The following is a 23330-nucleotide window of genomic DNA, read 5'->3' on the forward strand; positions in this document are numbered from 1 at the left end:
TCATGTCTCTTACAAATATATTTTTTAATATAGCTGTAGGCATTAGTGTATTTTTTGCCTTGTGCTTTATTGTATTATTTGTAGCTTATACGGTGATTTACCGCCGTGTCAATAAAAACTTTAAGGCGGTGGACCATGATTAGTCAAATTGTGATGATTATTGCCTTGATTTCGATTTGGCTGTCCTTAGCATGGGGCCTAGTAATCCTCTTTTCAGCTGTTCATTTTTGGTTTAAACACAGTGATTTTCGTGTCAATACGGATCCGCTTCCTTATTATCCAAAAGTGACGATCGTCGTACCCGCCCATAATGAAGATGTGGTTATTGCACAAACCGCCAAAGCGATCCTTGATATGAACTACCCACATGATCGTGTAGAATTACTGCTCTTTGCGGATAATTGTTCCGATCGCACTTATGAAGAGTGTTTGGCAGTTAAAGTATTGCCAGAGTATGCAGGACGTGATTTGACCATTATCAATCGAAGTGGGACAGGTGGGAAAGCCGGTGTGCTAAATGACGCTTTGGCGATGGCGACTGGAGACTATATCTGCGTCTATGATGCAGATGCCATGCCTGAAAAGAATGCTCTTTATTTCCTTGTGAAAGAAGTGCTCAAAGATCCAGAACGTCATGTGGCTTCTTTCGGTCGCAATAAAACACGGAATGCCAATCAAAACTTCTTGACCCGCTGTATCAACCAAGAGATTGTTGTTACCCAACGGGTTCATCATGTGGGCATGTGGCATCTCTTCAAGATTGGACGGATTCCAGGAACCAATTTCATTATTCAAACTGAGTTTGTCAAGAGTATTGGAGGATGGAAAAATGGTGCCTTAACAGAAGATACCGATATTTCCTTCAAAATTATGCAAAGTGGGAAGTTGATTGCGCTAGCCTATAATTCAGAAGCCTTCCAACAAGAGCCGGAAACTCTGAAGAGTTATTATATGCAACGGAAACGTTGGGCCAAAGGGAATTATGAAGTGGTTCTTTCCAACTTCAAGCATTTATTTGGTAAGGGAAATTGGCGCGTGAAGTTAGAAGTGACTAACTATTCCTGTGTTTTCTTCTGGTTTAATGCAGCGATCATCTTATCTGATTTGATCTTTTTTGCCAATATTCTGGCCATGTGTATCCATACAGTGGTACCAGGTGTTCAGATTCCGTTTGCTTTTGATTCTGAAAATATCTATATTGCGCAGTTGATGCTCTTCAATTGGGTCTTGATGATTGGGCTTTATCTTCTTCAGATTAATGTGGCTCTTGCCTCACAATTTGGTCAAGCAACCACCAAGCAAATTTGGTTAGCCCTAGCTGCCTATTTCACCTATTCTCAACTGTTTATCATTGTGTCAATTGATGCCATCTCTTCGATTGTGATGGATAAACTATTGCACCGGAAAGAAACCAAATGGGTTAAAACAAAACGATTCGCAGGATAGGAGAAATTATGAATACGAAAAAGATGAGATATGTATGGTTTCTAGTCATCCTTTGCATTTTCTGTTTGACCTTGTTTTTAGCGAGAACGAGAAGTAAAGTGGAGATGCGAAATCGAATTTATCGTCAGTGGAATGAGCATTTTGTTGTTTCAAAAGGGAAAGAATCCTATGTTCGAACTACCAATGATCGCAATCAAACGGTGGTGTTATCCGAGGCGCAAAGTTATGGAATGCTCATTACTGTCGCAGCTGCCGAAAAAGGACAAGCCCAACAAGCAGACTTTGACCGACTCTATCAATATTATCTAAATCATCGCTTAGAAGGCACCCAATTAATGTCTTGGAAACAAACTATTGCTAATGGGGAGGCGAGTGTTGAGGGGCATAACGCAACAGATGGGGATCTCTACATTGCCTATGCTCTTCTAAAAGCTGCTCAGCAATGGCCAAAGCAAGCTAAAGACTACCAAGCACAAGCAAAAGCGATTTTAGAAGATGTTCTCTCATACAATTACAATGAAGAAAACGGTGTATTAACGGTGGGAAATTGGGCCAATCAGGATTCGGAATTTTATCATTTGATGCGGACGTCTGATACATTGCCAGCACAATTCCAGATCTTTTATGAAGTGACAAAAGATTCGAAGTGGTTGGCTATCAAAGAAAAGATGTTACAGCAACTCCAAACGATTAGCTCCCAAACAAAAACAGGTTTACTACCTGATTTCATCTGGGTAGATGAGCAAGGAACGCGTGTAGCGGATCCCAAGACGATTGAATCCAAGTATGATGGTGCCTATTCTTATAACGCTTGTCGTCTTCCATACAACCTTATTCAAAGCAAGGACGCAGACAGTCAAAAATTGGTGAAAAAGATACTAAACTTTTTCAAGAGTCAAAGAAACCTGTATGCGGGTTATGATTTGAAAGGGAAGGCCCTGAATAATCATCAGGCAGCAAGCTTTTTGGCACCGATTGTCTATGCCTCTGAACAAGAAAAAGGCTATTTGAAATTGGTTCAACAGAACAAGTATATCTTTACACAAGATCTACCTCTGAACAACTATTACGATGCAACCATGACAACTATGATTGCACTTGAATTGTTCTAAATACTTGAGAAGAGAGAGTTCCCCAAGATGGCTCGCCATTTTGTTGGGAAGCTCTTTTTTTGATTCCCGAAAAAAGGACCCAAGAGAAATCAAGTAGTCTATTTTTGAAAAATAATAGCAAAAATCAATTGAAAATTACCTGAAAAATGATGCTCTGAGCAGAAAACTTTTGTTCTCAAAGGATTTTCTATATAATAGAGGATACAAAGGATGGAAGAGTTAATGTATCGAGTAATTGAAATGTACGGGGACTGTGAACCCTGGTGGTTTTTAGAAGGTTGGGAAGAAGATATCGTGAGTAGTCGGAAGTTTGAAGACTATTACCAGGCTTTGAAATACTACAAGCAGAAATGGTTGGAGTTGAATGCACACTTTCCAAGTTATAAGAGTCGGAGTGATCTCATGACAATCTTTTGGGATACCAAAGAGCAAGAGTGGTGTGAGGACTGCAGTGATGATGTGCAGTTTTTCCACTCGATTGTCCTCTTAGAAGACGAGCATAAGATCCCTAAAAGCAAGCTCCGTCCAGGTTACGAAAAGGAAAAAGGCAGTCGCAAACACCGTTCTTGTCAATATACAATCGATTCAAAAAAGGGGACGACCCTGTCATAAGAAAAATTCGGAAGATTTTTTAGAGCGATCTAGAAAGTCTTCTTTTTTGTCTTCTTTTTCGAATAGTATAAGTGAGAGGAGGAACTATGGTTCAAGAAATTGCAAAAAAATTGATCCGCCTGGGGAAAAAGGAAGAAGCTCAGGATCTTTACTTCATTCCTCGGAAGGAGGAGTACCAGGTTTTTATGAGGGTGGGAGATGAGAGACGTTTTGTACAGTCCTTCCCTTTTGAGGACATGACAGCTATTATTAGCCACTTCAAATTTGCAGCAGGGATGAATGTAGGAGAAAAAAGGCGCAGCCAGCTAGGATCGTGTGATTACCCATTAGAGGATGGAGTGGTTTCGATTCGCTTGTCGACAGTGGGGGATTATCGTGGCTATGAAAGCTTGGTCATTCGGCTCTTGCATGATGAGGAACGTGAATTGCGGTTTTGGTTTGACCAGTTGCCGGACTTGCAGAAGAAATTGGCTGGTCGTGGGCTTTATCTTTTTGCGGGTCCCGTTGGCTCGGGAAAGACCACTCTCATGCATGCGTTGGCGCAAGAGCGCTTTGCGGACCAGCAAGTCATGTCCATTGAAGATCCTGTCGAGATCAAGCAAGAGAATATGCTTCAGCTCCAGCTGAATGACCAGATCGGCATGACCTATGACAACCTGATCAAACTCTCCTTGCGCCATCGGCCGGACCTTCTCATTATTGGAGAAATCCGAGATAAGGAAACAGCTCGTGCAGTCGTACGAGCTAGTTTGACAGGAGTCACCGTCTTCTCTACTATTCATGCCAAGAGCGTTCGAGGTGTTTATGAGAGGCTCTTAGAACTTGGAGTGAGCGAGGAAGAGCTCAAGATAGTTTTACAAGGTATTTGCTACCAACGATTAATTGCAGGAGGAGGTGTGGTCGATTTTGCGACGGAAAACTACCAAGAGCACTCAGCCAGCCGCTGGAACCAACAAATGGATCTCTTGGCTCAATCGGGATATATCCAGCTGGCTCAGGCGCAAGCCGAAAAAATTATCTACCGCTAAACAAAAGCAAATCATTGAATTGTTTTTGAATCTTTATTCGAGTGGTTTTCATCTGTCTGAGATCGTCGATTTTCTGGATCGCTCTCACCTAGTGGAGAGTCGTTTGGTTTCCCAGATGCGAGAGGACCTTTCTCGGGGGCGGAGTTTTTCAGAGATGATGGCGGGGATCGGTTTTTCAGATGCAGTGACGACACAGCTGTCTCTCGCTGAGCTCCATGGCAATCTTTCATTGAGCTTGGAGAAAATCAGTGCTTACTTAGAAAACATGCGCAAGGTCAAGAAAAAGCTGATTGAGGTGAGCACCTATCCTCTCATCTTGCTTGGATTTTTAGTTCTGATTATGCTAGGCTTGCGTAATTATTTACTCCCCCAAATGGATGCTCAAAATATTGGGACGCAATTGATCAGTTCCTTCCCCCAACTCTTTTTGGCCTTAGGAGCGGGACTGGTGACCTTCTTCTTACTCGGCTTTCTCTATTATCGAAAGTCAGGCAAGATCAACGTTTTTAGAACCTTGTCTCATCTGCCTTTCGGAAAAGGCATGATTCAAGCTTATTTGACAGCCTATTATGCTAGAGAATGGGGCAATCTGATTGGGCAAGGATTGGAGTTGTCTCAGATTTTTTCCATGATGCAGGACCAAAAATCCCAGCTTTTTCAAGAAATTGGAAGGGACTTAGCTCTTTCTTTAGACCGTGGCCAGTCTTTTTCAGAGACGGTCGGGGGGTATCCTTTTTTCAAAGAAGAATTGCCCCTTATGATTGAATATGGTGAAGTCAAATCAAAGCTCGGAAGTGAACTAGAGATCTACGCTGAAAAAACATGGGAAGATTTCTTTCGTCGGGTTCACAAGGCCATGAATGTGATACAACCCTTGGTGTTTATCTTTGTGGCTCTTGTGATTGTGTTACTCTATGCAGCCATGTTGCTGCCGATTTATCAAAATATGGAGGTTCATTTATGAAAAAAATAAAAACCTATAAGGTTAAAGCCTTTACACTTATTGAAATGTTGGTGGTCTTATTGATCATCAGTGTGCTCTTATTGCTCTTTGTGCCGAATTTGACCAAGCAAAAAGACTCCGTGAAAGAGACAGGAAATGCAGCGGTTGTGAAGGTGGTCGAAAGCCAGGCTGAATTGTATGAGCTCAATCATACCAATGACCAAGCCACTCTAGCAAAACTGATTGCGGATGGAAATATTACCAACAAACAAGCTGAATCCTACCGTGCCTATTATGCGAAAAATAGTGGAGAAACTCGTGCGGTTGCAGATTAAGGCCTTCACTTTGGTGGAGACCCTTCTGACCTTGATGATCGTCAGTTTTATCTATCTGGGCTTATCGGGATCGATCAAGACGAGCTTTCAGCAGGTGGAAGAAAAAGTATTTTTTGCAGAGTTTGAACATCTCTATCAAGAAAGCCAAAAGATAGCATTGGCAAGGCAAACGGAATTGGATGTTGAAGTGACTGCAAGGAAGATTCAAACGCCCTACCAGACGGTGGAGATTCCTGATTCTGTCATTTTGCAAGATCCTAAAACTATTCGATTGGACCGAGCAGGTGGCAATTCTTCGCTAGCCAATGTTCACTTTCAGACACAGAGAGGAGTGGTGACTTATCAGCTTTCACTTGGAAATGGGAAAATTAAAAAAAGCATCCGTTCCCGCTAGTATTCTCCTAGAATCTCTGGTAGCCTTGGGTTTATTTGCCATGATTACGACTTTATTGTTAGGGGAGATCCGCCGTTCGCGCAAGGAGCGACTAGCGGATTTCAAAGAGGTAGAAGTCTTGTCGGTCGCTCAAATGGCGCTTCAGACGGGGCAAAATCATCTGGAGGCCAATGGTATTCAGGTTCAAGTCGAAAAAGATGGCGATCAACTCACAGTCTATCATCAAGGAAAGGTGGTGCTGCATGTGGAATAAAGGAAAGGTCAAGGCCTTTACCCTGCTCGAAGCCTTGGTCGCTCTCTTGGTGCTCAGTGGGGGAGTGTTGGTCTTTCAAGGCTTGACCAAGCTTCTGCATGCTGAATTGGACTACCAGGCGCATCAAAAGCAGGAAGAATGGATACTTTTTCAGCAACAATTGCAGGTGGAATTGGACCGGAGTCATTTTGAAAAAGTGGAGAACAACCATATCTACTTGGTTCAGGATCAAAAACCAATTGCCATTGGTCAATCTAAAGGAGATGATATCCGAAAAACAGATGATAAGGGCAGGGGCTATCAGCCTATGATTTCAGGGGTTCACTCTAGTCAGATTTGGCAGGAGGGAGAGTTGATTCATCTGCGGTTGAATTTTGAAGATGGTCTAGAAAGGGAGTATGTCTACCATGTGGTACCAGCGATACAAAATGAAAAAAGTTAAGGCTGGGGTCTTACTCTACGCTCTCTTGATGGCAGCGATTTTTAGTCTCTTGCTTCAGTTTTACCTGCACCGTCAGGTTGCGGAAAGGCGAATCTTAAAGACGAGTCAAGAGCGTCTTCGGGCCTATGCGTTGGTGCAATTGGCTCTTGAAAAAAGAAAGAGTGATGAGAAAACATCGGATATTCACTTAAAGTCTGGAGTTGTTCAGCTACAGCAGGACACTGGTTTTCTGCATGCCCAGACTGAGATAAATGGCGAAAGCTATGCGTTTGTCCTTCCTGTAAGGGAAGAAAAAGAAAGCAAGAAGAGTCAAAAAGAAAAGAAGAAGAAACAGAAAGATAAAGAGAAGCTAGGGAGCGAAACGACTTCTGAAGAGACGTCAAACGAGACCAAGGAGCCATCAGAAAATAGCGAAAAAGACTAATTTTTGGTATGATAGGGTGCGGAGGAAATCATGAATTTCGAAAAAATTGAACAAGCCTATACCTATCTATTGGAAAACACTCAAAGTATTCAAAATGAATTGTCGACCAACTTTTATGACGCCTTGATTGAACAAAATGTCATGTATTTGCAGGGCAAGACAGACCTAGACATTGTCAAAAATAATAGCCAAAAATTAAAAGAATTAGGTTTAAGTAAGGAAGAATGGCGCAGAGCCTACCAATTCCTTTTTATGAAAGCTGCTCAGACAGAACCTTTACAAGCGAATCACCAGTTCACTCCAGATGCGATTGGTTTTATCATTACATTTTTGATCGATCAGTTGGCCAAAGGCGACCAACTGGATGTCTTAGAAGTGGGAAGTGGAACCGGAAATCTCGCTGAGACTATTGTCAACAATAGCCGTCTCACGATTGATTACTTAGGATTGGAAGTAGATGATCTCTTGATTGATCTATCTGCTAGTATCGCAGATGTGATGGAGTCTAGCGTTGTCTTTGCACAAGGAGATGCGGTGCGTCCGCAAGTGTTGAAAGAAAGTGACTTGATCGTTAGTGATCTTCCGATTGGTTACTATCCAGATGATGCGATTGCACAGCGCTATCAGGTAGCGAGCTCCGAAGGCCATACCTATGCCCATCACCTCATGATGGAACAGGCTTTGAAATACCTGAAACCTCAAGGAGTAGCTATCTTTTTAGCCCCCAATAACCTCTTGACAAGCCCTCAGAGTGACCTTTTAAAAGCTTGGCTAACAGACAAAGCTCAACTCCTTGCCATGCTGACCTTGCCAGAATCTCTTTTTTCAAATCCAGCCTATGCTAAGACGATTTTCGTCCTACGAAAACAAGAAGAAGAGTCTGTTCAGCCCTTTGTCTATCCGTTTACCGATCTCCAGAATCAAGACCAGGTGGTTCACTTTATGGAAAGTTTCCAAAACTGGTTAAAGGATAGTGAAATTTGATCAAAGATCTGATATAATAGAGGAAGTGAAAACGCTTAATGAGGTGAATATATGTCGAAAACAATTTCTATTAATGCAGGAAGCTCTAGTTTGAAATGGCAATTGTACCAAATGCCAGAGGAAACTGTTCTTGCAAAAGGGTTGATTGAACGGATCGGTTTGAAGGATTCTATTTCAACCGTTAAATTTGATGGACGTTCAGAAAAACAAGTATTAGATATTCAGGACCATACACAAGCTGTAAAAATTTTGTTGGATGATTTGATTCGCTTTGATATTATCAAATCCTACGATGAGATTACAGGTGTGGGCCACCGCGTCGTTGCTGGTGGAGAATACTTCAAGGATTCTGCCTTGGTAGATGACGAAGTCCTTCGAAAAGTAGAAGAATTGTCTTTATTAGCACCTCTTCATAATCCTGCAAATGCAGCTGGAATTCGTGCCTTTAGAGAGATTTGTCCAAATATTACCAGTGTTGTGGTATTTGATACTTCTTTCCATACAACCATGCCGGAAAAAGCTTATCGTTACCCTCTTCCAACCAAATATTACACAGAAAATAAGGTCCGTAAGTACGGTGCTCATGGGACCAGTCATCAGTATGTAGCTGGTGAAGCTGCTAAACTTCTTGGGAAACCATTAGAAGAATTGAAATTGATCACCTGCCACGTTGGAAATGGTGTATCTGTTACAGCAGTTGACAAAGGAATCTCTGTCGATACCTCAATGGGTTTCACCCCTCTAGGTGGAGTCATGATGGGAACCCGTACAGGGGATCTCGATCCAGCGATTATTCCTTACTTGATGGAACATACAGAGGATTTCAGTGAGCCTGAAGATATCAGCCGCATCCTCAATCGTGAATCAGGTCTTCTGGGTGTTTCTGAATCTTCTAGCGACATGCGGGATATTCATACAGCGATGCAGAATGGAGACGAAAAAGCTAAATTGGCTTACGATATCTTTATCGATCGTTTGCAAAAATACATCGGTCAATACTTGGCTGTCTTGAACGGTGCAGATGCCATCATCTTTACAGCAGGAATCGGTGAAAATGCAGTAAACGTTCGTTCTTCTATTATCAATGGGATCAGCTGGTTTGGCTGCAAGGTCGACCCTGAAAAGAACGTCTTTGGAGTTGTTGGAGATATTTCCACAGATGATTCCCGTGTGAAGGTATTGGTTATTCCAACTGATGAAGAGTTGGTGATTGCGCGTGACGTTGAACGTTTCAAAAATCAGTAAACTGAAATAAAGTGAGAAGGCTGGAGGCGAAAGCCCCAGCCTTCTTATTTTATACAAGAAAGAGGTTGTCCATTGAAAAATATACAGTCTTTTATTCGAGAGCACCCATTATGTAAGAATGCCCTCTGGCTCCTGCTTTTTGTGCCCTTATTCTTTCTCTCACAATTTCCCCTCATCACCATGGTTTATTCCCTTCAAGAAGGAATGGATGCAAGGTGGGTCACCATCCTCACTCTCTTGGTGACAGTGGCGGTGCTCTTTGTTTTTTATAGGGTCATTAAGATGAGCCCTCTGGAGAACTTGGATGTTCTGGTCATAACCTGGCCGGCTCTGGGGAGAAATTTTCTTTTTCTTCTCTTGTTGATGGCTAATAACCTGCTCGCCTACCCCTTGTTAAAACAAGAGGCAGGTGGTACGACGGCAAACCAAGCGGCTCTGAATGAACTACAATCTCATGCTCCTTTTCTTGCTATGGGCATGGTCGTGATCCTTGTTGCTCCGATTCTAGAAGAGCTGCTCTGTCGGGCCATCATCCCTCGTTTGATCTTTCGAGGGGCAGAACCGATCGGTTACCTAGCCGGTGCTATCTTTTTTACTTACTTGCATGGCCCGAGTACCCTAGGGGAATGGGTAGCTTACGGAGGCATGTCCTTGATCTTAACTTGGGTGGCTTATCGTTACAAGCGGATCGAGTATAGCATTTGCCTTCATATGACCTTGAATGCGCTGGCTTATTACTATCCGGTGGTCATACTCCTTTGTTTATTGCCAGTATGGAGAGTTTTCTTCCATGATAAATTATGATAAAATGGTAGGTACCAATGAGTTTTGATGCAGAACCATCCTACAGAAGGTCAGATAAAATCAGAAATCCGTATGGAGAGTAGACTCAGAGGTTTAGAACACTTGTTCTAGCCTCTTTTATTCGCAATCATGCTGTAGGAAGGGAATCAAAGGAGAGCGAAAATGATTGATAAAAAATGGCTGAGTGGCCAAGGGACCCTTCTTTGCGGGATCTTAAATGTCACTCCGGATTCATTTTCTGATGGCGGTAAGTATACGAGTGTGGATGCAGCCTTGCAGCAGGCGAGAAAACTGATCCAAGAAGGAGCTCAGATCCTCGATATCGGAGGAGAATCAACCAGACCAGGTAGTCATTATGTAGAGATCCAAGAAGAGATTGACCGTGTGGTTCCGGTGATCGAAGCCATTCGGAAAGAAAGTGATGTCTTGATTTCAGTGGATACCTGGAAGTCCCAGGTGGCGGCGGCGGCGCTCGAAGCTGGGGCTGATATTGTCAACGATATTACTGGTTTTCTTGGAGATTCTAAGATGGCTGCTGTGGTTGCAGAACATGAAGCCAGCGCGGTTCTCATGTTTAATCCAGTGATGGCAAGACCGCATCATCCAAGTTCCACTATCTTTCCACGTTTTGGTTTCGAACCAGTCTTTTCAGAGCAAGAACTTCAACAGATGGCTCAAGAACCGATTCAAGACTTGATGTGGACCTTCTTTGACCGCTCGCTTGCGGTAGCGAAAGCAGCTGGTGTCCAAATGGATCGTATTATGCTGGATCCTGGGATCGGTTTTGGTTTGACCAAGCGAGAGAACTTACTCTTATTACAAGAACTCGGGACGATTCACCAAAAGGGGTATCCGATCTTTCTAGGTGTCTCCCGCAAACGCTTTGTGGTCAATATTATTGAGGAAGCTGGATTTGAGACAGATCCTGCAACGGAGACTGGTTTTTGGAATCGGGACCTGGCTTCGAGCCATTTGACCAGTATTGCAGCCAGTCAAGGAGTCGAAGTAGTGCGGGTGCATGATATTCCTCTTCACAAGATGGCAGCCAGTCTGGGGCAAGCCATTTTCCAAGCCCAAGAGGCAGCAGATACCAATTTAAAACAATACAAGTAAATGAAGACAAAAGAACATCAGTTGGATCTTCGTTGGCTAGAAGCCTATCGTTCCCAAGATCCACATTTCGGCTTGGAGCGCATGGAAGCTCTCTTGGCTTTGAGAGGAAATCCTCACCTAGACTGTCGGGTCATTCATATTGCAGGGACCAATGGCAAAGGCTCTACCATTGCTACCTTGTCCCAACTCTTGAGGCAGGCAGGTTTACGCGTTGGAGTCTTTACCTCTCCTTATCTGATCCATTACAATGACCAAATCACCATTAATGGCGAAGCCATTTCGGATCAAGACCTGCAAACCTACCTGGATAGTTACCAGCAGCTCCTGCAAGCTGAAGAATCAAGGGCTGTTTTTCAAGGGTTGACTGAATTTGAAGTGATGACGGCGATTGCCTATGATTATTTTGCTCACGAGGAGCTGGATTACGTGATTATGGAAGTCGGTATGGGGGGACGACTAGATAGTACCAATGTTTGTCAGCCTGTTCTGACGGCGATCACTTCGATTGGCTTGGATCATGTTGCCCTTCTTGGGTCAGATCTGGCTTCCATCGCCCGTGAAAAGGCTGGTATCATTAAGCCAGGAATTCCTCTGGTTCTAGGGAAATTAGAAGCAGAAGCCAGCCAAGTCATTGAAGACATTGCGATTCAGGAGCAGGCACCGATAATAGCCTATGACAGAGATTACCAAGTTGAGCTAGGGGCCTCTTGTTTATCGGGCCAATCCTTTTCTTATCACAGTTCCAAAAGAGAAACAGCCTCCTATCAAGTAGCGCTCTTAGGACATCACCAGGCCAGAAATGCAGCTCTTGCTATCAGTATCTGTGATGTACTTTTTGAAAGAGAAGGGCGTGAACTCTTGTCAAGAGAGTTAGTGGATGAGGCCTTGCATCAAGTCATCTGGCCTGGCCGGATGGAAGTGGTCTCGCAAAATCCCATGATCTTGCTAGATGGGGCCCATAACCCCCACGCCGTTGCGCCTTTGATCGCAAGTCTTCGGGAACTGTTCCCAGGTCAAAAAAAGACTATTCTTTTTACCTGCATCCGGACCAAAGCCATAGAAGAGATGCTCATTCAGTGGCAGGAACTAGAAAATAGTCGCTTGATCCTTACGAGCTTTGAAGATCCAAGAGCTTATTCTCAAGAAGAGATAAGAGCTACTGCGAAAAACCATCAGCTTGAGGACGTCAACTGGCAAGAGTTTCTACAAAACTGGCAAGCTGAAGGCGATGAGCTCCTCATTGTAACGGGGTCGCTCTACTTCCTTAGCCAGGTACGACCTTATTTATTAAAAACAGAAAAATCCAACTAGGAGATGATATGGATACAAAGAAAATTGAAGAAGCAGTGAAAATGATCATCGAGGCAGTCGGTGAAGATGAGAACCGTGAGGGACTTCAGGAAACGCCGATCCGCATTGCAAAGATGTACCAAGAAATCTTTGCAGGACTAGGGCAGACAGCAGAAGAGCACCTGTCTAAATCATTTGAAATCATTGATAACAATATGGTGGTCGAGAAGGATATCTTCTTCCATTCCATGTGTGAGCATCACTTTTTGCCATTTTATGGAAAAGTGCACATTGCCTACATTCCAAATGGCCGTGTGGCTGGGCTTTCAAAACTGGCTCGTACGGTCGAAGTTTACGCTAAAAAACCACAGATTCAGGAACGTTTGACGGTAGAAATCGCAGATGCCTTGATGGAATATCTTGGAGCACAAGGAGCACTTGTCTGGGTAGAAGCAGAGCATATGTGTATGAACATGCGTGGTGTCCGTAAACCTGGGACCGCTACAGTGACAACTGCTGCGCGTGGACTGCTTGCGACAGATAAAGACTTAAAAAATGAAGCCTATAAACTCATGGGCCACTAATGGCTGGCTATAAGAGGTGAAGAGAGTGGATCAATTACGGATCAAGGACTTAGAGGTATACGCCTATCACGGTGTTTTTCCAACAGAAAAAGAATTAGGACAACGCTTTGTCCTAGACCTATGGGTAGATTATGAGATGACTCGTGCTGCCCGCACAGGTGATTTGGAAGCTTCGATCCATTATGGGATCTTGGCGGAACAGTTGACCGAGTGGATGCAGGCAGAAAAGATCGATCTGATTGAAACGGTGGCCTTTCAGTTGGTTCAAAAGATTTTCGAAAGCTATGCCTTCGTAGAAAAAGTTCGTCTGGAGTTGAAAAAACCTTGGGCTCCTGTTCCCTTGCCATTAGAGACTTGTTCGGTGACAATCGAACGGGAGAAAAAACGGGCCTTTATTGGGCTTGGCACCAATATGGGAGATAAACAACTACAACTAGAGACGGCGCTAGAAAAAATCAAGGATCGAGGTATTCGCCTTCTTCAGACATCCACAAGGATTGAAACAGAACCTTGGGGAGGAGTGGAGCAGGACACCTTTTTGAATCAAGTGGCAGAGGTTGAAACCTGGATGACCCCAGAGGATTTATTAGAGGCCTTACTTGCCATTGAGCAGGAAATGGGACGTGTCCGTGAGGTCAAGTGGGGACCACGTGTGATTGATTTAGATCTGCTCTATATGGAGGACACCATTTGTTACAGTCCGAGCTTGATCTTGCCACATCCTTATGTGGCAGAACGTGCCTTTGTCCTAGAATCTTTGAATGAAATTGCTCCTCATTTTGTGGACCCTGTTCAAAGAAAGGCCATTCGCCAATTATGGGAGGCTGTCAAATAGTCCCTCTTCTTTGCATCATAAAAAACAATCCCTGTTCGAGGGATTGTTCAGATTGAAGACAAAGTCATTTTAAAAACTTTCCTTAGGTGAGTACGGACGTCAGCGAACTTCTACGAAGTTCCATGACTAATTATTGAGCCTAAGGTCTCAATAATTCCGAGTGCCTGAAACTGAGTCGTTTCAGGCACTTTTCTCACGGCGGAAAGTTTCAGAATATGATTGAATAACTATAACGAGTATAATTTTTAAAGAATTGATTAGATTTTATTAAAGATTCGTTTCTCTACGCTCTCAACAATCCCTCTAGCAGGAATTGTTTTTGTTTGTCTTAGTTTATTTACGATACAAGCGATCGTACTGGTAGACAGGGTCCATGGTGACATTGATCCCGAGCTTGCGAAGGACATTCTTGTCTTCGTCTGTCAGCATCACGGTTGAGTGGGCTTCGCTACCTTTCAACTTGCCTAATTCTTGCATAGCAAGATTAGCAACTTCGTTGCTCATGGCTGTAATTGCAAGGGCAATGAGGATCTCATTTGAGTGAAGACGAGGGTTGCGGCTACCCAAATGATTGATCTTCAAGCCTTGGATCGGTTGGACGTATTCTGGCTCGATTAATTTGGTCTCTTTATCAATATGCGCCAATTTCTTGATTGCATTGATTAAGAGAGCTGCGGTTGGGCCAAAGAGATCAGAGGTTTTTCCGGTTACCATCTCGCCGTTTGGTAATTCAAGGGCCAAGGCTGGCTCGCCTGTTTCTTCTTCTTTCTGACGAGCAAGAATGGTCACTTTCCGGTTATTTGGAGTAATCCCTAAATCATTCATCAAGAGCTCAATCTTCTTGACAGCTCCTTCACCGACGCGTTCGGCTTTGACATCCAAAATAGTTTGGTAATAGCGACGGATGATTTCTTGTTGGGAAGCTTCAATCGCAGCGTCATTGTCCACAATGGCAAAGCCAACCATGTTGACGCCCATGTCTGTTGGAGAAGCATAAGGAGAGGTTCCTAAGATGCGTTCCAACATGCGCTTCAAGACAGGGAAGATTTCGATGTCGCGGTTGTAATTGACCGTTGTTTCCCCATAGGTTTGAAGGTGGAAAGGATCGATCATATTGACATCGTCTAGATCTGCAGTCGCTGCTTCATAAGCCAAGTTAACTGGGTGGTGCAAAGGAAGATTCCATACTGGGAAGGTTTCAAACTTGGCATAACCTGATTTGATCCCATTTAATTGGTCATGGTACATATTGGACATACAAGTTGCCAGCTTACCAGAACCAGGTCCAGGAGCTGTCACAACGACCAAATTGCGACTAGTTTTGATGTAGTCATTTTTCCCCATCCCTTCAGGAGAGATGATGTGGTCCATATCAGTCGGATAGCCCTTGATCGGATAGTGGAGATAAGAGGCGATCCCGCTCTTGTCCAGTTGTTTGCGAAAGGCATCTGCTGCAGCTTGTCCAGCATATTGGGTGATGACGACAGAGCCTACAAAAATCCCCAATTCATTGAATTTGTCGATCAAACGCAGTACTTCTTGGTCATAAGAAATTCCTAGATCCCCACGGGCTTTTGAGTGCTCAATGTTGTTGGCGTTGATGGCAATGACAATTTCCACCTGGTCGCGCAATTCTTGTAGCAGCTTGATCTTATTGTCTGGTTCGTATCCAGGGAGGACACGAGCAGCGTGAAAGTCTTCTAACATCTTACCACCAAATTCAAGGTAGAGCTTGCCATCGAATTGGTTGATCCGCTCAATAATGTGGTCACGTTGCAAGTTCAAATACTTTTCAGAACTAAAAGCTTGTTTTTTCATGTAAAACTCCTGTATATAAGCGAAGGGTCTGCCACACGAATCCAAGGATGAGTGTTCCGTTCCCTACCATTTCATTCTTTCATATTATATCAGAAAACAGATGGAAGATAAAATATTCTAAGATACTTTCCTAAGGGGAGTGTGGATGCCAAAGGGCTTAATGGTGACTCACGCTGGAAAGTTTCAAAGAGAACCTTGTTTCCCCCCTAAAAAAGCCCCTTACGGGGCTTCGTAATCGATGTTGTTTAATAGTGTTTGATCAAATCAACTGTAGAGCGATCCAATTTCTTAACCAATGCTTGCAAGAAGTCTTGCGCTTGCAAGAAATCATCCATGGCATAGAGGGTTTGGTGAGAGTGAATGTAACGGGCGCAGACACCGATGGTGGTAGATGGCACTCCACCATTCTTCAAGTGTGCGGCACCGGCGTCGGTTCCACCCTTACCACAGTAATATTGGAATTTGATGCCCGCTTCTTCAGCAGTAGTGAGCAAGAAATCTTTCATATTTGGTAGCATGATGTGACCTGGATCGTAGAAGCGAAGCAGTGTTCCTTCCCCAATCGCACCTTGGTCTCCAAAGACATCGGCCGCTGGCGAACAGTCTACAGCAAGGAAGATTTCAGGATCAAATTTAGTGGTTGAGGTGTGGGCTCCACGAAGTCCCACTTCTTCTTGAACGTTGGCCCCTACATAGAGTTCGTTGTTTAAGGCTTGTCCAGAAAGGTTCTTGGCCAATTCGCTGACCATCAAGACGCCGTAGCGGTTATCCCATGCTTTTGAGATGACGTTTTTACCATTAGCAGTGAGAATCGCAGAGCTATCTGGGACCAAGGTATCTCCAGGACGGACCCCATAGCTTTCAGCTTCGGCTTTAGAGCTAAAGCCTGCATCAAAGACGATGTCGCTAATGGCAGGTACGGTTGGTCCACCTGTTCCACGTGTCAAATGAGGAGGAACAGATCCTGAAATAGCAGGGTATTCACGTCCGTCACGTGTAAAGAGTTTGAAGCGTTGGCTGCTGACGACCATCGGATTCCAACCTCCGATTGGGACAACACGGAAAGTTCCGTCAGCTTTGATTTCGCTGATCATAAAACCAACTTCGTCCATGTGGGCAGCTACTAAGATACGAGGAGCATCGGCAGCTGTTGAATGTTTGACCCCAAAGATCCCACCGAGACCATCTGTCACGATTTCGTCCACATGAGGGGTCAATTGTTGGCGCAAATAATCCCGTACAGGAGCTTCGTGACCTGAGATAGCAGGGATTTCAGTTACTTCTTTGATTTTAGAAAATAAATCAGTCATAGGTTACCTTCTTTCTGATGCTATTTTATCACTTTTTCTACAAGGATGGTAGCGTTATTATGGAAATCAGTCTCTAAAAGCGGAGGGAGAGATCCAGCCTAGACCGTTGTCCCTCTGCTTATTTTGTGTTACAATAGGCACTATGAAAGCTAAAAAAATTATTTTGTCTAGTCTGGCTGTAGCAAGTGCAGGAGCTCTTGCGGCCGGTGTTTATAAAATTGCCAAAGATCAAAAGCGTCTCCGTACCCAAGAAGAGTTGGTAGCAGAAGTACGGGAGCAAATGGAAGCCATGGGGACGATTGCGACCCTGTACGTGGAACTCTACGAGTCTAGTGAAGAGCGCTTAGTAGGTGGTGTCATTTTTGAAGATGAGCGCCATTACCGCTTTGTCTACGAGGACGGTCTCTTGCATTACGAAGAGGAAAAACTATGATCACACCGAGTTCTCTAGAAGAAATTGCTTCATATGTAGAGCAAGATGGCAAGAAAGTGTTTGTCTTTTCAGCAGATTGGTGTGGAGATTGTCGTTACCTTAAGCCTTTTTTGCCGGAGATTGAGGCTGAAAATCCCGAATTTACCTTTATCTTGATTGACCGAGATGCCTATATGGATCTGGCGAAAGTCTGGGATGTTTATGGGATCCCAAGTTTGGTGGTTCTGGAAAAGGATAAGGAAATCGGTCGGTTTGTCAATCGGGATCGGAAAACCAAAGCGCAGATTACAGCATTCTTAGCAGGATTAAAATAGGAGAAAATCATGATTGTAACATACAACAAAGAACAAGTCGGCGATGTCTTGATGCTGACCTTGAAAAATAGTGGAGATGCAAAGCTCGCGGTGGAGAGAAAAGGGAAAGTGGCACGCGTTTACCGTGAGGACAAGCAAGAAACCGTTGCCTGGAATATCTTTGATGCCTCATCTTTCTTCGCCATCGAAGGCAAGGGCCAAGTCTTTTTGACAGATGAGCAAGTGGATCGTTTGAACCAAGAATTGGAAAAAGAAGGCTTCGCAGAACGTTTGGTCAATGATCGGGAACCAAAATTTGTGGTGGGAGAAATCCTTGAAATGGTGGCCCATCCAGATAGTGACCACTTGAATATCTGCCAAGTAGCAGTTGGACCAGATAAGACGGTTCAGATCGTAGCAGGAGCTCCAAATGCGCGGGTGGGTCTAAAGACCATTGTCGCTCTTCCAGGTGCCATGATGCCGGATGGTAGCTTGATTTTCCCAGGGGCCCTTCGTGGAGAAAAAAGTTATGGGATGATGTGTAGTCCGCGTGAATTGCACCTGCCAAATGCTCCTCAAAAACGAGGCATTATTGAATTGGATGATGCAGAAGTAGCAGGGACACCTTTTGATCCTGCTCGTCACTGGCATGAATAAAGAGAAGAATCTAGGATGTTTTGAATCCTAGATTTTTTTGATTTTGGTTTGTCACCTCCATTTTTTGAAATTTTTTCGAATAAATAGATAGGAGGTAAATGATGTATAATAAAGTTATTTTAATCGGTCGCCTGGTGGCGGCCCCAGAATTGCATAAAACCAGCACAGACAAATCCGTTGCTCGAGTGACCGTTGCGGTCAATCGTCGCTACAAGGATCAAAACGGGGAGCGAGAGACTGATTTTGTCAATGTCGTTGTCTGGGGGAAATTGGCTGAAACCATGGCTAGTTATGCCAACAAAGGGAGTTTGATCTCTTTGGATGGAGAGATTCGGACGCGCCGCTACGAGAAAAATGGGGTCATGCAGTATGTGACAGAGGTCCTCTGCCAAAGTTTTCAGTTGCTAGAGAGCCGTGCTCAGCGAGCGATGCGTGAAAATGGTGGAACGGGAGATTTAGCCGATATCATCTTAGAAGAGGAAGATCTTCCATTTTAGGATCAAAAAAGAAAGCTGGTTCGTTTATAGACCAGCTTTTTTGCTACTTGCTAGGGGTTTCATTCGGGAACTACTCTTTTAAAAATAAATCAAAAATATGCATCTGTACAATAAAAGCCAGCATTTATCTTGAAAAAGTAGTAAAATTAAGTAATATATATTCAAAATTTTCAGAAAAGGAATGGAGTTTGAAGGGGAAAGAAGAAAGAAAAGAACGGTTAAAATGGCTGATAAAACGGGTTCTACTGGTGATTCCAGTGACCTGCATCCTCTTGTGGATCTATGCCGTTTGTCAAACCAGTAGCATCAAGGATCAGACCAAGATCGGTGTCACCTATATGACCATGAACAATGAGTTCTATAAAAGTATTCATTCGGAAATTAGTCGAATTGCCGATGAGAAAGGAGCTCTTGTATCTGTCCGAGATCCGGAATTGGATGAAAAAAGGCAGAGCCAGCAGATCGATGATTTTTGCGCTCAAAAAGTAAATGTGATTGTGATTAATCCGGTCAAAGGGGATAGTCAGCCGATTTTAAGGGCTCTTAAAAAAGCTAGAAAACAAGGAATTAAGATCATTGCAGTTGATACCCAGCTGAAGCATTTTAAGCCGGATGCCAGCATTGTCTCCGACAACTACCAAGCAGGAGTCTTGATTGCGAAAGAGCTGAAGAAACGCTCTGCAAATGCTCGGATCCTTCTCTTGGAGCATAAGGGGACTGTTTCAGCAGATACGCGGATTCAGGGATTTAAGGATACCATCAAAGGACATGGGTCATATGAGATTATCTCGGAACTAGAAACCAAGGGTCAGACGGAGATCGCTATGCCAGCTGTCCGTAAGTTCTTGCAGTCAGGGGGGAATGTCGATACTCTAGTCTCCTTGAATGACCGTTCAGCTATAGGAGCTTTAGCAGCGATCAAGGAGCAAGGGATCACCCATCCCATTGCGATCTATGGGATTGATGGTTCACCAGATATGAAAGCCTTGCTGCACTCGACAGATGATGTCGTAGGAACCGTTGCCCAGTCTCCGTTGAAGATGGGAGACCGGGTGATGGAGGTCATCCAAGATATGGCTGATGGGAAGAGCTACCAAAAAGAAATAACCATTCCGGTTCAAATGATGACAAAGGAAAACATCGATCAATTTGATGTGAATGGGTGGCAGTAATGAGAAAATTTAGAGGTGTGAGATACAGTTTGGCCATTCTGATGGTCGTGAATTTTATCGCTGTGATGCTCAACAGTATCATCTATCTTCAAGCAACCAATTATATCATTGCTCAACGACAAGCTTCCCTATTAGTAGAACGCTTAGAGCGCATTCCTTTTGCGCCCTCTACAACTTTTTGGTTGTCTGCACTCTTATTTGCTGGGATTGCCTTGATTTCCATGAGTCGTTATCGGTCTCAAACGAGTCGATGGTCCATTTTTGATAAGTGGAATATTCTGGAGATCCTCCTGATGTTGCTCTTGATGTGGGTCCAAAATGTAGCTTATAACGGGCTTATTCTCTTGGTTTTTGCGGATATCTTCTATGGTTCCAAAGAGTTGAATACCAAGCGAGACCGCAAGTATTGGTTTGCCTTTATCCTAGTGAGTTTCTTGATGCTTCTTGTGACCAATTCAGACGTCTTTTCGCTTTTCTTTCCGATTCCTTCTCTGGATGTCTATATTCATTTTTACCCTGCCTCCATCCGGATTCTGGCCTTTTTCTTAAAGAATTCCCTCTATGCCTTGAATATGGTGCTCTTCATTATTTCGCTTTTGTTCTATATTATGAATGTTCTTGCAGAAAACCACGAAGTAGAAGAAGAGTTGGCCATGGTTTCGAAGGTGAATACGGAGTTGAACAACTATATGGCCTTGTCTGAGAAGATTGCAGAAGATCGGGAGCGCAAGCGGATTGCTCGGGAGATTCACGATACCTTGGGGCATGCGCTAACAGGGATCTCGGCAGGCTTAGATGCTGTCGGAGTCTTGATTGATATCGATCCCAATCGGGCAAAAGAGCAGGTAAAAAGCGTATCAGAAGTTGTCCGGGAAGGAATCCAGGATGTGAGAGGCTCTCTCAACCGCCTCCGTCCAGGTGCCCTTGAGGGACGAACCCTCAAAGATGCTTTAGAAAAGATGATCCGCGAGTACCAGACGCTTTCCAAGTTGCAGGTTGATTTACACTATGAATGGGTCGATGTCGATATGGACGTCATGATTGAAGATACGATCTTTCGTGTGATCCAAGAGTCTATGACCAATGCGGTTCGCCACGGCCATGCCAGTCAGATGAGCCTTCATTTTTTTGAGGATGAAGAAGATTACCTGATCGAGTTGCAGGACAATGGGGTTGGGTTTGAAACCTTGACTTATGGCTATGGACTCAAACAGATGATGGAGCGTATTTCCATCCTGGGAGGACAGCTTCAATTTGAAAGCCGCGATGGATTTTTCACGCGCGTCAGTTTACCGAAATATAAAGAAGGGAGATAAGAGATGGTAATAAAAGTAATGGTGGCAGATGACCAGGCCTTGATTCGAGAATCTCTGAAAATTATTTTGTCAGCCCACCCCGATATCGAAGTGGTGGCCACGGTGGAAGATGGGAATCACGTCTTGTCGAGCATTCCGCAGACACATCCTGACCTGATCTTAATGGATATTCGGATGCCAGGCATGGATGGGGTTTTGGCGACAAAAGAAGTCAAAGAACACTATCCGGATATCAAAATTATTATTTTAACGACCTTTGACGATGATGAATTTATCTATAGTGCACTCAAGTATGGTGCTTCAGGTTATCTTTTAAAGGGAGCCTCGACAGAGGAACTCTATGAAGCGATTAAGGTGGTGTATCAAGGCGGAGCCATGATCAACCCGAATATTGCTAGTAAAGTCTTTCAAATTTTCTCACAAATGGCCAAAACCAACTTCTCTATTGCTGTAGATGAGGACAATGTCAAGGATTTGAGCACGACGGAATGGCGCATTATCCAAGAAGTTGGCTATGGGGAGTCCAATAAAGAAATTGCGGCCAAACTTTTCTTGTCAGAAGGAACCGTGCGCAATTACTTATCAACGATTTTGGCAAAATTAAACCTACGAGATCGAACGCAATTAGCGATCTGGTCAGTCCAAACAGGAGTGACGAGACGTGATTTTTCTAAAGGAAATACAGAATGAAATTGAAGCGAAAGCATCTTTGTTGGGGGATCGGTCTCCTTGTTGTGCTCTGTGCGAGCGCGGGTTTCTATTGGTGGAAACAGCAATCGACCGTACTCCATATCGGCGTTTATGCAGGCTCTAGCTGGGATGTGCCGACCAGTCAACGTTCCCATGCCTTGGATCGTGCGATTCAAAAATTTGAAAAGTCCCATCCCCACGTTCGTGTAGAGTATGAAAATGGGATTCCGCAGTCAGATTATTCAGACTGGCTCTCTGAAAAGATTGTCTCAGGAAAGACACCAGATGTGTTTATGGTCTCTGAGCAAGATCTTTCCTTATTAGCAGCGCGGGGGGTGCTAGAAAAGTTAAACGGCTATATGGATCGAAAAGACCAAGCTGCCTTTTATCCCGTTGCCTTTGAATCGGGTGTCTATCAGGGACAAACCTATGCCTTACCTTATGAAAGCAATCCGATTTTGATGTGTGTCAATAAAGATCTCTTGGATAAAGAAGGCATCGCAGTTCCCAAAGAAGGTTGGACCCTTGAAGAGTTCTATACGATTTGCAAGAAACTAACCAAGGATACCAATGGAGATGGGCAATTGGACCAATTTGGGAGTACAGAATACACCTGGAAAGAAGCCTTGGCGGCAAATGGAGGTCATCTCTTTCAAGGAGGCATGCTCAAGCTGACAGCTCCAGAAGTGAAAGAGTCTTTGACTTTTCTGCAAAAATTGGAAGATCTAAATAAAAATTACAAGGTGAGTTCTAAAGATTTTGACCAGGGGAAAGTCGCCTTTTATCCCATGACCTTGGCCCAATATCGGACCTATAAACCTTATCCCTACCACGTTTCTAAATATTCAAACTTCACCTGGACCTGTATCCCGATGCCTGCTAAGTCAAAATCGACCAAGGCAACCTTGGTCACGACGACTTCTTTTGCTATGTCAGCTCGAAGTTCTCATTCCAAGTTGGCTTGGGAATTGATGCAACTCTTAACAGAGGATCCAGACATTCAACAAACCCTCTTTGCCCAATCCCAAGGGATCTCTGTCATGCCACAGGTAGTCAAGAGTCGCTCTAGTAAAGACCTTCTGCAGGTAGATGATTTTGGAACAGATTCCTTGACCAATCAGACCTTGAACCGCATCATGGAACAAGCGGTTGAAAGTAGTCCTAAAAATGTCTCAAAAGAGGTGTTAGAAAAGCTAGACTACTTGATCGGCAATGCCTTGCGCGATCAAGATGTCGAGAACCGCTTGCCTCAAATTCAGAGGGAGATTGAAAGTAGTCTACAGGTAGGAGTTTAGAGTAA

Annotated in this window: 28 protein-coding genes; 26 read left to right on the top strand and 2 right to left on the bottom strand. The window is 43.9% G+C overall.

Annotated elements, in window-relative coordinates:
* Positions 1-2: 2 nt before the first annotated feature.
* The 18 genes from O3602_RS08785 (at position 3) to folK (ending at position 13844) form a co-directional block, all read left to right on the top strand.
* Positions 3-143: a hypothetical protein gene (locus O3602_RS08785; protein ID WP_003004308.1), complete on the top strand. Its 141-nt coding sequence runs from the start codon at positions 3-5 to the stop codon at positions 141-143.
* Positions 136-1446 carry a glycosyltransferase gene (locus O3602_RS08790; protein WP_003013729.1) on the top strand — a complete coding sequence of 437 codons (1311 nt, stop codon included), beginning with the start codon at positions 136-138 and terminating at the stop codon, positions 1444-1446. The genes O3602_RS08785 and O3602_RS08790 overlap by 8 nt, the downstream gene beginning before the upstream one ends.
* A gap of 8 nt (positions 1447-1454) precedes the next feature.
* Positions 1455-2558, top strand: a complete 1104-nt coding sequence (locus O3602_RS08795; protein WP_003013631.1) for a glycosyl hydrolase family 8 — start codon at positions 1455-1457, stop codon at positions 2556-2558.
* A 222-nt stretch (positions 2559-2780) separates the two neighbouring features.
* Positions 2781-3170: a DUF1033 family protein gene (locus O3602_RS08800; protein ID WP_037607163.1), complete on the top strand. Its 390-nt coding sequence runs from the start codon at positions 2781-2783 to the stop codon at positions 3168-3170.
* Positions 3171-3256: 86 nt separating this feature from the next.
* Complete coding sequence (gene comGA, locus O3602_RS08805; RefSeq protein ID WP_003004071.1) at positions 3257-4198, top strand: competence type IV pilus ATPase ComGA; 942 nt, start codon at positions 3257-3259, stop codon at positions 4196-4198.
* Positions 4131-5162 carry a competence type IV pilus assembly protein ComGB gene (comGB, locus tag O3602_RS08810; RefSeq protein ID WP_270299867.1) on the top strand — a complete coding sequence of 344 codons (1032 nt, stop codon included), beginning with the start codon at positions 4131-4133 and terminating at the stop codon, positions 5160-5162. Before comGA ends, comGB begins: the two co-directional genes overlap by 68 nt.
* Positions 5159-5476: a competence type IV pilus major pilin ComGC gene (gene comGC / locus O3602_RS08815; protein WP_003013558.1), complete on the top strand. Its 318-nt coding sequence runs from the start codon at positions 5159-5161 to the stop codon at positions 5474-5476. Before comGB ends, comGC begins: the two co-directional genes overlap by 4 nt.
* Positions 5466-5870, top strand: coding sequence for a competence type IV pilus minor pilin ComGD (comGD, locus tag O3602_RS08820; RefSeq protein WP_003004513.1), 405 nt, complete (start codon positions 5466-5468; stop codon positions 5868-5870). Before comGC ends, comGD begins: the two co-directional genes overlap by 11 nt.
* Entirely contained in the window at positions 5836-6123 is a 288-nt protein-coding gene (comGE, locus tag O3602_RS08825) for a competence type IV pilus minor pilin ComGE (RefSeq protein WP_151379300.1), read from the top strand. The genes comGD and comGE overlap by 35 nt, the downstream gene beginning before the upstream one ends.
* Positions 6113-6565, top strand: coding sequence for a competence type IV pilus minor pilin ComGF (comGF, locus tag O3602_RS08830; protein WP_003013730.1), 453 nt, complete (start codon positions 6113-6115; stop codon positions 6563-6565). Before comGE ends, comGF begins: the two co-directional genes overlap by 11 nt.
* Positions 6522-6989 (top strand): competence type IV pilus minor pilin ComGG, encoded by a 468-nt coding sequence (gene comGG, locus O3602_RS08835; protein WP_371611515.1) that lies wholly within the window; start codon positions 6522-6524, stop codon positions 6987-6989. Before comGF ends, comGG begins: the two co-directional genes overlap by 44 nt.
* A gap of 30 nt (positions 6990-7019) precedes the next feature.
* On the top strand, positions 7020-7973 hold the full coding sequence (locus O3602_RS08840; protein ID WP_003013538.1) for a class I SAM-dependent methyltransferase: 954 nt from the start codon (positions 7020-7022) through the stop codon (positions 7971-7973).
* 51 nt (positions 7974-8024) lie between these two features.
* Positions 8025-9218 (top strand): acetate kinase, encoded by a 1194-nt coding sequence (locus O3602_RS08845; protein WP_003013749.1) that lies wholly within the window; start codon positions 8025-8027, stop codon positions 9216-9218.
* Positions 9219-9290: 72 nt separating this feature from the next.
* On the top strand, positions 9291-10022 hold the full coding sequence (locus O3602_RS08850; protein ID WP_003013633.1) for a CPBP family intramembrane glutamic endopeptidase: 732 nt from the start codon (positions 9291-9293) through the stop codon (positions 10020-10022).
* A gap of 162 nt (positions 10023-10184) precedes the next feature.
* Positions 10185-11135, top strand: coding sequence for a dihydropteroate synthase (folP, locus tag O3602_RS08855; RefSeq protein WP_003013781.1), 951 nt, complete (start codon positions 10185-10187; stop codon positions 11133-11135).
* The gene (locus O3602_RS08860; protein WP_003013562.1) at positions 11136-12446 is read left to right on the top strand and encodes a folylpolyglutamate synthase/dihydrofolate synthase family protein; all 1311 of its coding nucleotides are present in this window, start codon (positions 11136-11138) and stop codon (positions 12444-12446) included.
* Positions 12447-12454: 8 nt separating this feature from the next.
* Positions 12455-13009: a GTP cyclohydrolase I FolE gene (gene folE, locus O3602_RS08865; RefSeq protein ID WP_003013598.1), complete on the top strand. Its 555-nt coding sequence runs from the start codon at positions 12455-12457 to the stop codon at positions 13007-13009.
* A gap of 25 nt (positions 13010-13034) precedes the next feature.
* Entirely contained in the window at positions 13035-13844 is an 810-nt protein-coding gene (folK, locus tag O3602_RS08870; protein WP_371611516.1) for a 2-amino-4-hydroxy-6-hydroxymethyldihydropteridine diphosphokinase, read from the top strand.
* Between the two features lie 333 nt (positions 13845-14177).
* Here folK and O3602_RS08875 read toward each other — a convergent pair whose 3' ends face one another.
* The gene (locus O3602_RS08875; protein ID WP_003013616.1) at positions 14178-15662 is read right to left on the bottom strand and encodes a DUF1846 domain-containing protein; all 1485 of its coding nucleotides are present in this window, start codon (positions 15660-15662) and stop codon (positions 14178-14180) included.
* A 245-nt stretch (positions 15663-15907) separates the two neighbouring features.
* Complete coding sequence (gene pepA / locus O3602_RS08880; protein ID WP_003013779.1) at positions 15908-16972, bottom strand: glutamyl aminopeptidase; 1065 nt, start codon at positions 16970-16972, stop codon at positions 15908-15910.
* Positions 16973-17114: 142 nt separating this feature from the next.
* Between pepA and O3602_RS08885 the strand changes: the two genes are divergently transcribed.
* The 8 genes from O3602_RS08885 (at position 17115) to O3602_RS08920 (ending at position 23325) form a co-directional block, all read left to right on the top strand.
* Positions 17115-17405, top strand: coding sequence for a DUF4651 domain-containing protein (locus O3602_RS08885; RefSeq protein WP_003004245.1), 291 nt, complete (start codon positions 17115-17117; stop codon positions 17403-17405).
* Positions 17402-17719 carry a thioredoxin family protein gene (locus tag O3602_RS08890; RefSeq protein ID WP_003013567.1) on the top strand — a complete coding sequence of 106 codons (318 nt, stop codon included), beginning with the start codon at positions 17402-17404 and terminating at the stop codon, positions 17717-17719. The genes O3602_RS08885 and O3602_RS08890 overlap by 4 nt, the downstream gene beginning before the upstream one ends.
* 9 nt (positions 17720-17728) lie before the next feature.
* A complete protein-coding gene (gene ytpR / locus O3602_RS08895) occupies positions 17729-18355 on the top strand; it encodes a YtpR family tRNA-binding protein (RefSeq protein ID WP_003013664.1) in 627 nt (208 codons plus the stop codon).
* Positions 18356-18456: 101 nt separating this feature from the next.
* Positions 18457-18852, top strand: a complete 396-nt coding sequence (locus O3602_RS08900; RefSeq protein WP_070661092.1) for a single-stranded DNA-binding protein — start codon at positions 18457-18459, stop codon at positions 18850-18852.
* Positions 18853-19040: 188 nt separating this feature from the next.
* A complete protein-coding gene (locus O3602_RS08905; protein WP_371611517.1) occupies positions 19041-20024 on the top strand; it encodes a substrate-binding domain-containing protein in 984 nt (327 codons plus the stop codon).
* On the top strand, positions 20024-21340 hold the full coding sequence (locus tag O3602_RS08910; RefSeq protein WP_037607173.1) for a sensor histidine kinase: 1317 nt from the start codon (positions 20024-20026) through the stop codon (positions 21338-21340). Before O3602_RS08905 ends, O3602_RS08910 begins: the two co-directional genes overlap by 1 nt.
* 3 nt (positions 21341-21343) lie before the next feature.
* Positions 21344-22030 (top strand): response regulator transcription factor, encoded by a 687-nt coding sequence (locus O3602_RS08915; RefSeq protein WP_003009811.1) that lies wholly within the window; start codon positions 21344-21346, stop codon positions 22028-22030.
* Positions 22027-23325 (top strand): ABC transporter substrate-binding protein, encoded by a 1299-nt coding sequence (locus O3602_RS08920; protein WP_003013668.1) that lies wholly within the window; start codon positions 22027-22029, stop codon positions 23323-23325. The genes O3602_RS08915 and O3602_RS08920 overlap by 4 nt, the downstream gene beginning before the upstream one ends.
* Positions 23326-23330 lie beyond the last annotated feature (5 nt).

The organism is Streptococcus sp. 27098_8_186, from assembly GCF_041432055.1.
Lineage (GTDB): Bacteria > Bacillota > Bacilli > Lactobacillales > Streptococcaceae > Streptococcus > Streptococcus dentalis.